Origin of the sequence: Bacillus sp. FSL W8-0640, assembly GCF_038007725.1 — a bacterium.
GTDB classification, from domain to species: domain Bacteria; phylum Bacillota; class Bacilli; order Bacillales; family Bacillaceae_G; genus Bacillus_A; species Bacillus_A cereus.
In genome coordinates this window covers 2,546,460-2,559,256 of the sequence record NZ_JBBOXT010000001.1, presented here as the reverse complement: position 1 = coordinate 2,559,256, position 12,797 = coordinate 2,546,460, and the positions used below count along the sequence as shown (strand labels likewise).

Here is a 12,797-nt window from a genome sequence, read left to right as displayed (position 1 = left end):
ATTACAGCATGAAAGAAAAGTATAAACAGTATTTACACCTTTCTTTCATATAAAATATTAATGATGTACTATATTTAAATAATCCACCAGTTCCAGCAATTAAAGCAACCAAAACATCCGGCACAACCTACGCAACCACCACATCTGCCACCGCCGCAACCGCCACAGCGTCCACCACAACCTCCGCATCCGCCACAACGACGTGCATCGTCTTGGATGTAATAATATGGATATTGGCTTTGTTGTTGATCCCAATACACAACATTACCAGTTTGATAATCATTAAGGTTTAATGTTTGTAATTCATGTTGAAACTGATTCATTACGAACCCCTCCATTTATAAATATAAATTTCGCCCAAACGTTAAAGTTTATATATTTTTGTAAACAAAATAGAAACAAGACTATAGACTAAATGCGTACATCAACAAAATATGAACTTACACTAGGTGATGTACCTTGTTTTTCAGCCTATTTTCTTTATATTTATTCGATGGACGTATTTACTATAAATAAAGTGATTTAAAAATTACTAATCCAACAATTTAGTAGTTCATCACTTAACTTTCTTTCTAGTAATTCCTTCACTAAAGGCATTGGCATGATTTCATAATGATTTAAGGCTTCTTTATTATAATCTATCCAGTGAAATGCTAAATGAGACTCGCTCGATTTCGGTGTTAAGTCCGTATGTAAATCTTGTGACTCTACTTCAAAAATGTGATTAATTTCATGATGGAGCACTTCTTTATCTTGCCATTGATTTTCTATGACTCCTAAAAATTGTTGTATACTACAGTTTACTCCAAGTTCTTCTCTTAACTCTCTTATTAATGCATTCTCTACTGATTCTCCAATTTCAACATGGCCACCAGGTAAAAAATAATGATGGCCAATATATTCAGCAACTAATAATTTTTCATCTTTTATCATGACTGCTCGTACAATATGATGGAATTTACTTTTCAATTGATATTCCTCCTAGTTATTCAATGTATAGTTGCTCAAAATAGTCATTTAGTATTGGTATAATATAAATCATAGGTGTTTCATACGGATGCATATCATTAATAACTTCAAGAGCATCTTTTACAAGTTCTCGTTTACACTTTATTTCAACTTTACATTCTTGCCCTTCGCATATTCGACCAATTTCTCCATTAAAAGGAGATGCCTCGTCTAAAGGTCTCCAATATCCTTTCACTGAACTATAGGAAAGACAATGGTCATATTCGCCCGTTTTACATGCTCCAATTTTATTTAATTCATCCCTTAATGTTTCAATATATTCTTCAGGAATGAATACTTCAATTTTCAATTCAGTAAATTGCATATTTCATTTCACACCTTTACTTCATAATAGTTAAACAAATAAACGATATACTTGCTCACCATCATACTCCTGTCCTAATGATATGAAACCATATCGTTCATATAGTTTCTTTGCAGAGATATTATCTTTATGTACTGTTAATCTAATTTCTTTACACGATTTAAAAGTATTTTTTATTATATTAATACTTTCTTGTAATGCTGCTTTTCCATAACCATTACCTTGCTGCGATTGATCAATAATAAATCCGTTAATCCAATACATATCTGATGTCTCTCTTACAACAGCATGCATAACAAAACCAACCATAAGGTCACCATCGTATATAGCGAGTGGTATGTACTCTACATTGTCACCATCTGGTTTTATATATACTTTAGCAAGCGAAACTGCTACGGATGGAACAAATTTCAACTGATTTTCTTTAACTTGTAGTTTTAATGCTTCTTCCCAATTTTCTCTCGTAACAACCTTTAACTGGACATTCAATATTGTAAGCTCCCTTATATAGAGGATGTATGTTTATATTCAACGTAGCGAAATAATTCCCTTTTTCGACAACGACTTATAACATAATTTTTATAAAATCTTGAATGAATTTTTCTGCATCTATTTCTAAAGCTATACGGGCTCCTTCAGATTTAGAGTTAGGGCGAAAATCAGCAAATGTTTGTCCTTTCGTATCTCCGTATGTATCTACATTCACTGTACGATGCGCAAATTCAAAAAAACTTTGGTTAACTAATCCACTTATAGCAACCACATCATGAAGCAATGGCCCTTCGATAGATGGATTAAGTTTTTGGTATGCAGAAAAATAGTAATCATACATTGGTTTCATTATCGTATGGAATGGATTCTTTGAATTAGCTTGAATATAGTCAAACACATTTGGTGTTAACACAGCTTTGTTTGTTACATTTAAAGGGAATATTAATAAATTCTTTGCTTGATGGAAAACAATTTTACTTGCTATAGGATCTCCATACACATTTGCCTCTGCTAACGGCGTAACGTTTCCTACTTCTAAAAAAACACCACCCATGAAATAGATTCCTTTTACATTTAGCATTAAATCATTCCATAAATTAAAAGCAATTGCTAACGAGGTAGATCTTCCTACATCAACAATTGTCAAATCTTTTCCGTACTTTATAAGAATCGCAGCAATACTGCCGAAATTATATATTGGAATAGATAATACATTTTCTGGAACATGGATAGGCCCTAATCCTTCTGCTCCGTGAATTTCAGGATAGTACGTAGTAATTTCTTCTGTAAGTGGTTTTGTTGCACCACTAATGACAGGAATGTCTTGTCTATTTGCTAACTGCAAAATATACGCTGCATTATGTGCAGCATGTATATGCTCAACATTTCCGTATCCAGTTACAATACCGACAATTTCAATTTCGGGATGCAGTAAGCCATACATAATGGCAAATGAGTCATCAATACCTGGGTCTCCGAAAAATAATACTTTTTCCAAGAAATACGCTCCTCTCACGAAAAAATTGAGTCATTAGTAACTATGTATATGAAAAAAGCAAGTATATCTATGCAAATTTTAGAATGGATAATGTTTTACAAAATATTAAAAAGGAACTAGCGTATGCTAATTCCTTTCTTGAGTAACCATTCTCAAATTTAATTAATTATCGTATCCTTCATAAATTGCATCATTTATTTGATTTTGTATTTTTGTATCATCAGGTACAGGTTTCCACCAATTTCCTGTAATAAATAACATAGTTAATAAATTATAACTATCACTAAAATAACTTTCTCTCTTATTCTTCATCCAATCCCAACCGCTATTTACCCACTTTTGATTATTGCTACTTGTTATACTTGCAGCAATAAACGGTGAAACAAATACAGCAGTTGAATAACTACCAATATTAGATCCATTTAATTGATAACCATCCACAATTTTAGAAGGATTTCCATTCGTTTTATTTTGAATCCACGAAGAAACTTTATCAGAAATGACTTTACTTCTTTTCTCGCCGTACATCGCATAGTCCATTACAATTCTCAATGGTACCCGACTAGCATTGTAATAATATGCATTTGTATATTCTGACTCATCTAAGAAGTCTTTAGGTGCGGGTTGTGGTGGGTTTTTTACAACGAAATCTGAAATAAGTCCTGTATTTGGAGAGTATGTATTACTAAATTGCGTATAAACATCGTACAAATTATTAATAACAGTAAGCCAAGTTTTATCACCTGTAAATTCATAAAATGCTCTAAGGTGTGACATCATCCAATCAGATGGTCTCGTATCAAGTGAACTTTTAGAATCCCAATCTCCTAAATTTAGTCGGTTATTATTTGTAACATTACTAGCTTTAATACCTTTTGTAATCATGTCTTGTGCTTCTTTCAAATAATTAACTGTTCCATTAGATCCCCACTGCTTATGAGCAAGAAGAAGAGAATACGCAATATCTAAATCTCCATCAGTAGCAGAATCAAAATGACCTTGTGCTTTTTTACTATCTGCGACAACCCATCCCATTAAATTAGGATTTTGAGAACTTTTAAAAGTTCTTGCTGTTTTAAATAAACCGTCATAGATTTTTTGAGCATTCGAATCATAACCAGCCATTAATACTGTAATTATCATCCCATACCCTTGACCTTCTGAAGTTCCAAGTGGCTTAAACCCATCAGCATCACCTGTAATCTCTCCTTTTACATAATAACCACCAGGTAAAGAAGATAAATCATTTTTCAAATATTTCTTTTTCCAATTATCGTAGTAACTTCTTACAGAAGCATTTAAACTTTCCTGTGTAACATGATTCGGTTTTATAACACCTGCATAATTAACTTGCTGCGGAAATGGTTTCATTTCCTTTGCAGCAGCTACTTGTTGATTAACTACGGGAATAGAATTTTGTACTGAATTGTCCGTTACACTTGCTGCGAAACTAGAATTAGAAAAACTAGCTAGTCCGATTCCTACAATAGAAATACATGTGAAAATTTTTCTTTTTCCATTCATTATGTTGTCAGCTCCTTTTAAAATGCTTACTACATAAAATGTAACATACAATATTTAACTGAAATACAAAATATTATATTTATCAACATAAGAAAGAAACTATATAAAAAAGTATCATAAAATCATTATTGAATTACATTATACGGATTGATTATTTACTAAATTCCTATGTTTTTCTTTTCTTAATACTGGTATATGAGCAATCACAATTCCAAGTATAGTAATTCCGCCGCCAATTATCGAAACTAAAGTTGGCACTTCTCCTAACCATATCCAAGCAATGAAACACGCAGTTATTGGCGTTAAATATAGAGAGCTTGTTGCTTCAGAAGCACCAGCACGAGATATAATATAGGCCAATGCAATATACGGGAGTACTGTTGGAAAGACACCTAAATATATAACACTCAAGTTAACTTCAAGAGGAGCTGCTAATATTTCTTGATAAACTCCGGGTAAGAAAATAAGCATACATACAGTACTAGAAAAAATTGTATATATGGTAAATGGTAAGAAACCGTATTTTTTTAAGTAAGATGTTTGGAAAACAAAAAATAGACTTTCTGAAATCGCCGCTAATAATATAAATAACCCCCCGCTATTTAATTGAATAGCGTCGCCTTGGCTAAATGAAATTAAGGCAATTCCTGCAAAACTCATTACACCACCGATCCAGCCATTTAATTTCATTTTTTCATTCAAAAAAACAGAAGCAAGAATTGCCGTCACTATTGGAGTGACTGAAATTATTAAACTTGCAGATCCAGCATTTACTGTTTTTTCGCCGTAGTTTAATGCGATGTGATAAATAGTAAACCCTAAAGCACCAAATATAAAAAATGCTGGGATATCCTTTAAATCCGGTAGTCGTAGTTTGTATATAAATGAAAATAACAAAAGTATAAATGAAGCGATTAATAAGCGTAGTAAAGTAAGGTGTTCAGGCGTATAAGATTCAAGCCCCATACGAATTGCCGGAAAAGCAGTTCCCCATATAAGAATTGTAAAAGCGTGAGCACATATAATGCGTAAATCCCATTTTTTATTATGCATGTTTTCTCTCCCTCCCTAATAAACCAACCATTTTTAAATTACCAATTATTTCTTTTCATCATATTTAATAGTTGATACAATGTCTTCAACCAGTTATTTATCGGAAAAACCAACCACTTTGAATCTTTTAAATAAACGAGGGAGTTTTTTATATGACAAACGATAAAAAAGTGCCCAAATATCGGCAGATAATAGACTATATGAAAGAAAAAATTGAAAACGGAGAATGGCCAATTGGAAGTAAAATCCCTAGTCAGCGGCAGTTAGCAAAATTATTTCATGTAAATCGAAGTACTGTAATAACTGCGCTAGATGAACTTATGGCAGATGGTTTAATTCAAGGACAAATCGGAGCAGGAACAATTGTAACAAATAATACATGGTCATTATTAGCAACTAATCCCCCGCCTGATTGGAGTGAATATGTAAAGGCCGGTATTCATAAACCAAGTAAGTTAATGGTGCGAGAAATAAATGAAGCAGAAGCAAATAAAACGCTTATCCATCTTAGTAAAGGTGAACTTGCACCTCATCTTTTTCCGCTCGAAACTATGCAATCTATAATAAAAAACGTCAGTGAGGAATTAGATTATTTCGGATACGAAGAACAAAAAGGTTTTTATCCGTTACGTGAAGCAATAAGCAAATACGTAAAATCATTTGGAATACATGCATCACCGGGTTCTATATTAATAGTCTCGGGTGCACTCCAAGCATTACAATTAATATCAATTGGTCTTTTACATAGAAAATCAACTGTTTTACTTGAACAACCTTCTTACTTATATTCACTTCATGTTTTTCAATCAGCAAATATAAACTTATCCGGTATATCAATGGATCATCACGGTATTTTACCTAACGACTTGTTAAAACGAATTAAATATAGTCAAAAGAATAATATTTTATATTCAATCCCTTGTTTTCAAAATCCAACGGGGATATTGATGTCCAAAGAGCGAAGAAAAGAAATATTAAAAATATGTAAAAAAGAGCAGTTGCCTATCATCGAGGATGATATTTACCGAGAGTTATGGATTGATGAATCACCTCCAGCTCCTTTAAAGTCAATAGATAAACATGGACATGTATTATATATTGGTAGTCTCTCTAAAACACTTAGCCCTGGACTTAGAATTGGATGGATAATTGGACCAGAACCTGTTATTGATAGATTGTCAGATATAAAAATGCAAACAGACTATGGATCAAGCTCTTTATCTCAAAGAGTAGCTGCTGAATGGATAAATGAAGGTTTTTATGAAGAACATGTAGCAAACGTAAGAATGCACCTGAAAAAACGAAGACAAATAATGATACGAGCTTTAAATAAATATTGTGCAGATATTGCATCGTGGGATATTCCTAGTGGTGGATTTTTTATATGGCTAAAGGTTGTACATAACATTCCGATGAAAAAACTATTTTCAGAGGCACTATCAAAAGGAATTCTTTTAAACCCGGGACGTATTTATGAAGAAGAATCAGATCAGTACATTCGTTTATCATATGGATATGCTTCTCCAGAACAAATGACTAACGGAATTAAATTGCTCAGTGAATTAATTCGGAAGTTAACGGCATAAAAAAATCCTCTTTTGTTTTTGGAGGATTTTTTTACGTATTTTATTTACCACAATTTCATTTCCTGCCCTAATAAAATAAGTTCTTCATAAGGATCTCCGTCAATATTTAATACTTGAGCAAAAGCAGGTTCTGTTTTTAAACCTTGTTCCTTTAAGTGAATAACTTCTTCCCTTATATGAGGATGCTGCATTAATAACATGTGCTCCACTATCATATGTCTATATGCATTTTGATTACGCACTGGCTTAGGTTGAGCAAATAATTCAAATTCAAAACCTTCGAATTCAAAATTCACCTTTATCGATTCAGTACCTTTCATTTTTTTCTTTTTTATGTTGAACCCTCTATAAGAACCATATAAAGATCTCATTTCTTGCTCAAAAACATCAAAGTTATATACTTCCATTACAATATCTAAGTCAGATTGAGGAGTATCAATTCTTATCGGGATTGTCCCGCAAAGAACGGGATTATATAAAGCTAAATCCTCCATAATATTTAGTTTGTTCAAAACATCATATACCTTTTGTTGCTTGTCATTCCCTGATTGTAAATATGTAATAGATGTAAACATGGAAGTCTCTCCTTCATTTCACGTAATACGTGTCTCACTAAACTCAAGAAAAATTTGTCCGTTTAAACTTGTTCTAGAAGTACCTTTATTTCAATATATTAAGGCGAATAAACAATATGTTTCAACTTTTCTCCTATACTGCAATACTATAAAAATAAAAAAAGGAGGAATTATTATGAGCATTTTCAACGTTCTTTTAGCCATCCACATATTATTTGGAACGATATGTTTAATCACCGGTATTGTAGCGATGGTTGCTCAAAAGAAGAAAGGAAAACATACGGAATGGGGTGAAATATATCATGCATCCTATGTTGTGATCACCGTTACTGCCATTATATTATCCGTTATAAACTGGGATAAAATCGCATATTTATTTTATGTAGCAATTTTCTCTTATTCATTTGCGATTTATGGATACCTCGCACGAAAAAAACGTTGGAAGAATTGGCTTCACCACCATATTAGAGGTATGTTAGGCTCTTATATCGGTGCTGTTACTGCACTTTTAGTAAATGTCGGTATTCATATTCCCTTAATTAATTTATTGCCGCCTATATGGTTTTGGTTTTTACCTACATTAATCGGTATTCCTCTCGTAGCCAGTGTATCAAAAAAATATAAAAAGCGTAGTTAAACTTCATTACATTTTCGTTACTTTCTGATGATTATTATGAAAAATCATACTCAATGTAATATTTTATTTATAAATTCAAGATCGTATTGCTTTAAGTTAGTCACTTAGCGCTAAATAAGAAGAATCCAATAACAGTATTGGATTCTTTTTCAAATTTCATTTCAATATCGGCTTTATGCATTCAATGATGTTACCATTGGGACCAAAAACCATCTTTGTATACTTGTGGGTACTTGTTTTATTGGTTCAGTGATAATTACACCATTATAGTTTAAGATTGTAATAACGAATGTAAACGATCCGGGTAATTCGTAAACATCCCATCAACGCCCCATAAAAGTAACTTTTTCATATCTTTTTCATTATCTACAGTAAATGGATGAACTTCTAATCCGTGTTTCTTTATTCTCTTTACATAAGCGGAATCAATATATTTATAGTTCATCCCAAGACCGATGCAGTATGTTTTATACTTTTTTATCTCTAATTCAGTTAATTGAACTGACTTTTTGTAAGGTAGTAATTGTACTAGCGGTAAAGTAACATCTAAACTATGAATTTTTTGCAGACTGTCTTCACTAAATGATTGAATAATAACGTTATCACTTATTTCGTAGTGCTTTATAATTTCTAATAGCTTCTCTTCCATACCAGCGTATTCATCTGGTGATTTTGTTTCAATATAATAGTTTGCACCATTCCCGAACGTTTCAATAATTTCTTCTAGTGTTGGGACTTTAGCATCTTCAAAGTCTTTCTTTGCTAAACTTGGATGCTTTTCATTGAAAAAAGAACCTGCATTAAGTTTCTTTATTTCTTCTAATGTATGTTCCTTAACTAGACCCGTACCATTTGTAGTGCGGTTTACTGTTTCATCATGCATAGCTACTAAATGTCCGTCTTTTGTCATTTGAAGATCAATTTCTATATAATCTCCTTTTAATTGTTGTCCTAATTTATACGCTGCTATTGTATGTTCCGGCGCATACGCAGAAGCGCCTCTATGTGCAATGTTTTTTATATGATTTGCTTGATTAATAGCTTTCGTGTACTTACGTTCATCTACTTTATGTAAAACGAAAGTACCTAGTAATATAATGGTGCAAATGATTGTAATGATATATATCTTTTTCATAATGATGTATTAACTCCTACATGAAAGCAATTTGGATCGAATAATTTATTCAATTAAATGTCGATTTTCAAATACAGTCATTTGTCCAACAGATTGAAAACCAGCCTTTTTATAAATATTAATCCCATCAGGTGAAGCTTGTAATACGCATTGAGAAACTTTCAATTGTTTTGCTTCTTGCAGCAAGTAATTAAACATAGTGGAGCCAAATCCTTGCCCTCGCATTTCTTCTTTAGTTGCTATATCATAAATACCAATACTATCTTTTGTACATACTAATGAACCAACAGATACGACTTCATCTTTAAAAATCCCTAAATATAGTTTCATATTTTCACTATTCCATAAATCGAAAGAAGCAGTTTCATTATAAAATGTTTGCACATGTATACCTTCCTCTGATGTACCAAATAGATTAGCTAAAGTTTCCCCAAACTTTTTAATTTGTCCTAACGAAGATGCTCTTTGTATCGTAAAACCTTCTGGCATTTTTATTGTTGGTTGAATTGTCTTTAAGTCTGCTACCATCGCAATATTTTGTTCTGCTTCTTTTAAGCCAAGTTTTATTAATTCGTTTTTTATAGCCTGTTCATAGCTATTATCCCAAAACCAAACACACATTGGAAACTTCTTTTTATTATAGTTGTTTATCACTTTATATAATTTCTCAATGTCTTCCGTTACATCATTGTTTAGTAAAGTAATGATATTAAATGTATCTGCAGGTAAACCACAATCTACAGCAATGTAGTCCTTCGTTTCTTTTACATTCATTCCATGTACATGACGCGCAATATATGACATTTTATATGTGAAGTTATCTATTAATAACTGTTTATAATTCATTCTTTTTTCTCCTTTCATAAAAACTCGTATTCAAATCGTTCAGTATTAAATATAACATATACGAAATGTAACTATTTCTATAAAAATATCTCTATAAATCACTCTATACGCTCTGAAAGAATTAAAAATGATATAACGTTGTCGGAATGAAAAAAGTGGTATATAATAAATATTAACATTACTAGTAATTATTTTAGGTATTCCTAGAATAAAGGAGCGATACATATGAAAATTACTATTTATTTCGGAAGTCATGAAGATCAAGATGTTCGTACTATGGACTGTCATTTAGATGTAGAAGATACAGAAGAGATTGTTTCTGTATCATAATATAAATTGTAGGGATGAACCCTCTTCCCTACAGCGTTTAAGGCACCCTTTACAGGTGTCTTTTTTGTTGTTTTTTTCGTCAAAAACCCTTTACTTTATAGCGTTTTAATAGTAAAATATAAATACACGAACAAACGTTCTTTTTATTTTAATTGTACATGAAGGGATGATTTTTACAATGGCTCAAGCAAAGCGCAGAGGAAGAAAAAAGCAAACACCTATCATTTCAAATACAGGCTTTATCGGCTCTGTCTTTATTGATACATTGGAGTTACAAAAGAAATCCTATTATTTCGCTCGTAAAAAACTTCAAATTGTTCATCACGTACTTGATGGCCTCTCTGGGGCAACAAGTTCTCTATTTAAAGAACATAACATTTCAGCATACATGTCATGTGTGTATTTACATAAACAAAAGAAAATCGGCTTTGTTCTTTCAACGAAACCATTTGAACAAAGTGATGGTATTGCTTATTTTGTAAATTATTTAATCGAAAAGAATTTTTACGGTAATGATGAAGAAGTAGAATATCAAGAAGTATTTAATACAGGTTTTATTGGTGTAGTATTCGCTGATTTATGTAGTATAGATCGCTTTAATTTCGAGTTTGAAATGGGTATGTTAACGAAATTAATGAAAGATATGATTATTCCGGTTAAAGAACTCTTTTTACGCCACAATGTACCGGCTTACATCTCCACTTCTCATTTAGAAGAACAAAACAAATTAGGTTTCGTTTTATCTGTAAAACCGTATGATGAACGTGCAGAAGCAGATTTATATTTTGAAGCGTATTTAAAAGAGCGCGGGTTATTTATTGGTGATGAAAAAGATGATATTGATAAGATTGTTATTAGAAAAACAGCTGAATTACGATAGAAAAGCGCAGGATGCTGATCCTGCGCTTTTTAAGTTACGTTAAACACTATAATCTTTTGAATGAATTTCTAAATTTAACTTATTTGCTAAAATTTTATTCAAAGTAAAAAATACAATCCCTCCTGCAATGGGAAGCGTGTAGGCTGGAATGAAATTTAATAACAGTCCTGATATTGCAAGTGCTATTGGCTGCATTATTTTACCTAAGCTTAATCCAATACTAAGAACTCTTCCTCTATATTCTTCAGGAATCTCATTTTGCATGAAATACATTAAAGGAATATCAATTTGTGCTATCATAAATCCTAAAAAGAACATAATCATGCAATACGTAGTAACATATACCAAATTATTTACTACAATAGGTTTAAATAAAACAGGTATTCCTGAAACTATCATAAAAATTGCCAACATAAAACTTATTTTTTTCAATAGATAAGAATAAGAAAAACAATCAGTTATCTTTTTTACTAATATTGCACCAACTATCATACCTATCGGAAAAGTCCCTTGAATCATACCAAATTGCTTAGAATTAAGATTGAGAACTGTGTTAATAATGTATGGCAACGGAACGGTTACAGCAAAGCCTAAAAAGAAATTAAGAGAAATTAAAATACTAAAAGTATTTTTTAAGCTTTTCCGCTCCAATAAGTAAGAGTATCCCTCCTTTATATCTTCAATAAAATTAATTTCTCTAATTGAACATTCCTCATTTATGTTTTGCTCGCACAATTTAAAGTTTATAAACAATATGGATATAGCCGAAAGGATAAATGAAATACCGTTAATAATGATAAAAGTTTTTATATCCAAGATTGCAAAAACAATGCCCCCTAACATAGGCCCTAAAATTAAAGATATAGAATCGATAATTTTACTTATAGAATTAATACTCATTAACCGTTCTTTAGTAACCATATTCGGTTTTACGGCCTCTAATCCTATTCCAAAAAACGTTGTAAATACTGTCATAAGAAGGGTAGTAGTATAAATAATGAATAAGTTTAATCCATAATAGTTGCTTAATATATAAACAGTTATTAATAAGCACCCGCTTAATACATCCATGCAAACGACGAGTTTCTTTTTATCAACCTTATCAGCAATGACACCGGCAAATGGATTCATAACAATCATTGGAATCGTTCCTAATATGAGCGTAATCGCAAAATTTAACGCAGATCCGGTTATTTGTAAAACATACAATCCTAATGCAAAACTATAAATAGAGCTACCGAATAGTGATACTGTTTTTGCAATTGAATATAAACAAATATTTCTTAGTTCTTGGTTTCTTTTTTTATTTTCTATATGTAATCGTAAACTTCCCATCACTTTCCCCTCACTTTTCTTTGTATTACATAAAGTGTAAATTCTCGGGTTAACCCAATATCAATACACTGTGT

14 protein-coding genes are annotated in these 12,797 nt (G+C 31.7%); 3 read left to right on the top strand and 11 right to left on the bottom strand.

The features are described from left to right. Positions 1-74: 74 nt before the first annotated feature. The 7 genes from N2V80_RS13225 to N2V80_RS13195 all read right to left on the bottom strand — a co-directional run bounded on the left by N2V80_RS13225 (position 75) and on the right by N2V80_RS13195 (position 5,399). Positions 75-323: a heterocycloanthracin/sonorensin family bacteriocin gene (locus N2V80_RS13225; RefSeq protein ID WP_061656030.1), complete on the bottom strand. Its 249-nt coding sequence runs from the start codon at positions 321-323 to the stop codon at positions 75-77. Positions 324-522: 199 nt separating this feature from the next. After that, positions 523-969, bottom strand: coding sequence for an NUDIX domain-containing protein (locus N2V80_RS13220; RefSeq protein ID WP_000836836.1), 447 nt, complete (start codon positions 967-969; stop codon positions 523-525). Positions 970-985: 16 nt separating this feature from the next. Next, positions 986-1,333: a divalent cation tolerance protein CutA gene (cutA, locus tag N2V80_RS13215; RefSeq protein ID WP_001160775.1), complete on the bottom strand. Its 348-nt coding sequence runs from the start codon at positions 1,331-1,333 to the stop codon at positions 986-988. Positions 1,334-1,363: 30 nt separating this feature from the next. Next, positions 1,364-1,822, bottom strand: coding sequence for a GNAT family N-acetyltransferase (locus tag N2V80_RS13210; protein WP_001102682.1), 459 nt, complete (start codon positions 1,820-1,822; stop codon positions 1,364-1,366). Positions 1,823-1,898: 76 nt separating this feature from the next. Continuing rightward, positions 1,899-2,822 (bottom strand): nucleoside hydrolase, encoded by a 924-nt coding sequence (locus N2V80_RS13205; RefSeq protein ID WP_000416779.1) that lies wholly within the window; start codon positions 2,820-2,822, stop codon positions 1,899-1,901. Between the two features lie 162 nt (positions 2,823-2,984). Then, the gene (locus N2V80_RS13200) at positions 2,985-4,346 is read right to left on the bottom strand and encodes a glycosyl hydrolase family 8 (protein WP_053513066.1); all 1,362 of its coding nucleotides are present in this window, start codon (positions 4,344-4,346) and stop codon (positions 2,985-2,987) included. A 138-nt stretch (positions 4,347-4,484) separates the two neighbouring features. Next, complete coding sequence (locus N2V80_RS13195) at positions 4,485-5,399, bottom strand: DMT family transporter (protein ID WP_061654671.1); 915 nt, start codon at positions 5,397-5,399, stop codon at positions 4,485-4,487. A 152-nt stretch (positions 5,400-5,551) separates the two neighbouring features. Between N2V80_RS13195 and norG the strand changes: the two genes are divergently transcribed. After that, positions 5,552-6,985 (top strand): efflux pump transcription regulator NorG, encoded by a 1,434-nt coding sequence (gene norG, locus N2V80_RS13190; protein ID WP_061654670.1) that lies wholly within the window; start codon positions 5,552-5,554, stop codon positions 6,983-6,985. A 44-nt stretch (positions 6,986-7,029) separates the two neighbouring features. On the opposite strand, the gene N2V80_RS13185 is transcribed toward norG, so the two are convergent. Further along, positions 7,030-7,560 carry a DUF4269 domain-containing protein gene (locus N2V80_RS13185; RefSeq protein ID WP_000495176.1) on the bottom strand — a complete coding sequence of 177 codons (531 nt, stop codon included), beginning with the start codon at positions 7,558-7,560 and terminating at the stop codon, positions 7,030-7,032. Between the two features lie 175 nt (positions 7,561-7,735). Between N2V80_RS13185 and N2V80_RS13180 the strand changes: the two genes are divergently transcribed. Beyond that, positions 7,736-8,197, top strand: coding sequence for a DUF2306 domain-containing protein (locus N2V80_RS13180; RefSeq protein WP_000021774.1), 462 nt, complete (start codon positions 7,736-7,738; stop codon positions 8,195-8,197). 271 nt (positions 8,198-8,468) lie between these two features. Here N2V80_RS13180 and N2V80_RS13175 read toward each other — a convergent pair whose 3' ends face one another. Both N2V80_RS13175 and N2V80_RS13170 read right to left on the bottom strand, forming a co-directional pair. Continuing rightward, positions 8,469-9,332 (bottom strand): glycerophosphodiester phosphodiesterase, encoded by an 864-nt coding sequence (locus tag N2V80_RS13175; RefSeq protein ID WP_061654669.1) that lies wholly within the window; start codon positions 9,330-9,332, stop codon positions 8,469-8,471. Positions 9,333-9,377: 45 nt separating this feature from the next. Then, on the bottom strand, positions 9,378-10,178 hold the full coding sequence (locus N2V80_RS13170) for a GNAT family N-acetyltransferase (RefSeq protein ID WP_061654668.1): 801 nt from the start codon (positions 10,176-10,178) through the stop codon (positions 9,378-9,380). A 496-nt stretch (positions 10,179-10,674) separates the two neighbouring features. Here N2V80_RS13170 and N2V80_RS13165 point away from each other — a divergent pair, with 496 nt between their 5' ends. Continuing rightward, entirely contained in the window at positions 10,675-11,388 is a 714-nt protein-coding gene (locus N2V80_RS13165) for a hypothetical protein (RefSeq protein WP_154695858.1), read from the top strand. Positions 11,389-11,427: 39 nt separating this feature from the next. Here the strand turns inward: N2V80_RS13165 and N2V80_RS13160 are convergent, their stop codons facing one another. Beyond that, the gene (locus N2V80_RS13160; protein WP_000535170.1) at positions 11,428-12,723 is read right to left on the bottom strand and encodes an MFS transporter; all 1,296 of its coding nucleotides are present in this window, start codon (positions 12,721-12,723) and stop codon (positions 11,428-11,430) included. Positions 12,724-12,797 lie beyond the last annotated feature (74 nt).

What these genes read in the sequence shown, in the direction of transcription:
- N2V80_RS13225 (WP_061656030.1), bottom strand. Translation starts at nt 323, where the DNA reads ATGAATCAGTTTCAACATGAATTACAAACATTAAACCTTAATGATTAT.
- cutA (WP_001160775.1), bottom strand. Translation starts at nt 1,333, where the DNA reads ATGCAATTTACTGAATTGAAAATTGAAGTATTCATTCCTGAAGAATAT.
- N2V80_RS13200 (WP_053513066.1), bottom strand. Translation starts at nt 4,346, where the DNA reads ATGAATGGAAAAAGAAAAATTTTCACATGTATTTCTATTGTAGGAATC.
- N2V80_RS13195 (WP_061654671.1), bottom strand. Translation starts at nt 5,399, where the DNA reads ATGCATAATAAAAAATGGGATTTACGCATTATATGTGCTCACGCTTTT.
- norG (WP_061654670.1), top strand. Translation starts at nt 5,552, where the DNA reads ATGACAAACGATAAAAAAGTGCCCAAATATCGGCAGATAATAGACTAT.
- N2V80_RS13185 (WP_000495176.1), bottom strand. Translation starts at nt 7,560, where the DNA reads ATGTTTACATCTATTACATATTTACAATCAGGGAATGACAAGCAACAA.
- N2V80_RS13180 (WP_000021774.1), top strand. Translation starts at nt 7,736, where the DNA reads ATGAGCATTTTCAACGTTCTTTTAGCCATCCACATATTATTTGGAACG.
- N2V80_RS13175 (WP_061654669.1), bottom strand. Translation starts at nt 9,332, where the DNA reads ATGAAAAAGATATATATCATTACAATCATTTGCACCATTATATTACTA.
- N2V80_RS13170 (WP_061654668.1), bottom strand. Translation starts at nt 10,178, where the DNA reads ATGAATTATAAACAGTTATTAATAGATAACTTCACATATAAAATGTCA.
- N2V80_RS13165 (WP_154695858.1), top strand. Translation starts at nt 10,675, where the DNA reads ATGATTTTTACAATGGCTCAAGCAAAGCGCAGAGGAAGAAAAAAGCAA.
- N2V80_RS13160 (WP_000535170.1), bottom strand. Translation starts at nt 12,723, where the DNA reads ATGGGAAGTTTACGATTACATATAGAAAATAAAAAAAGAAACCAAGAA.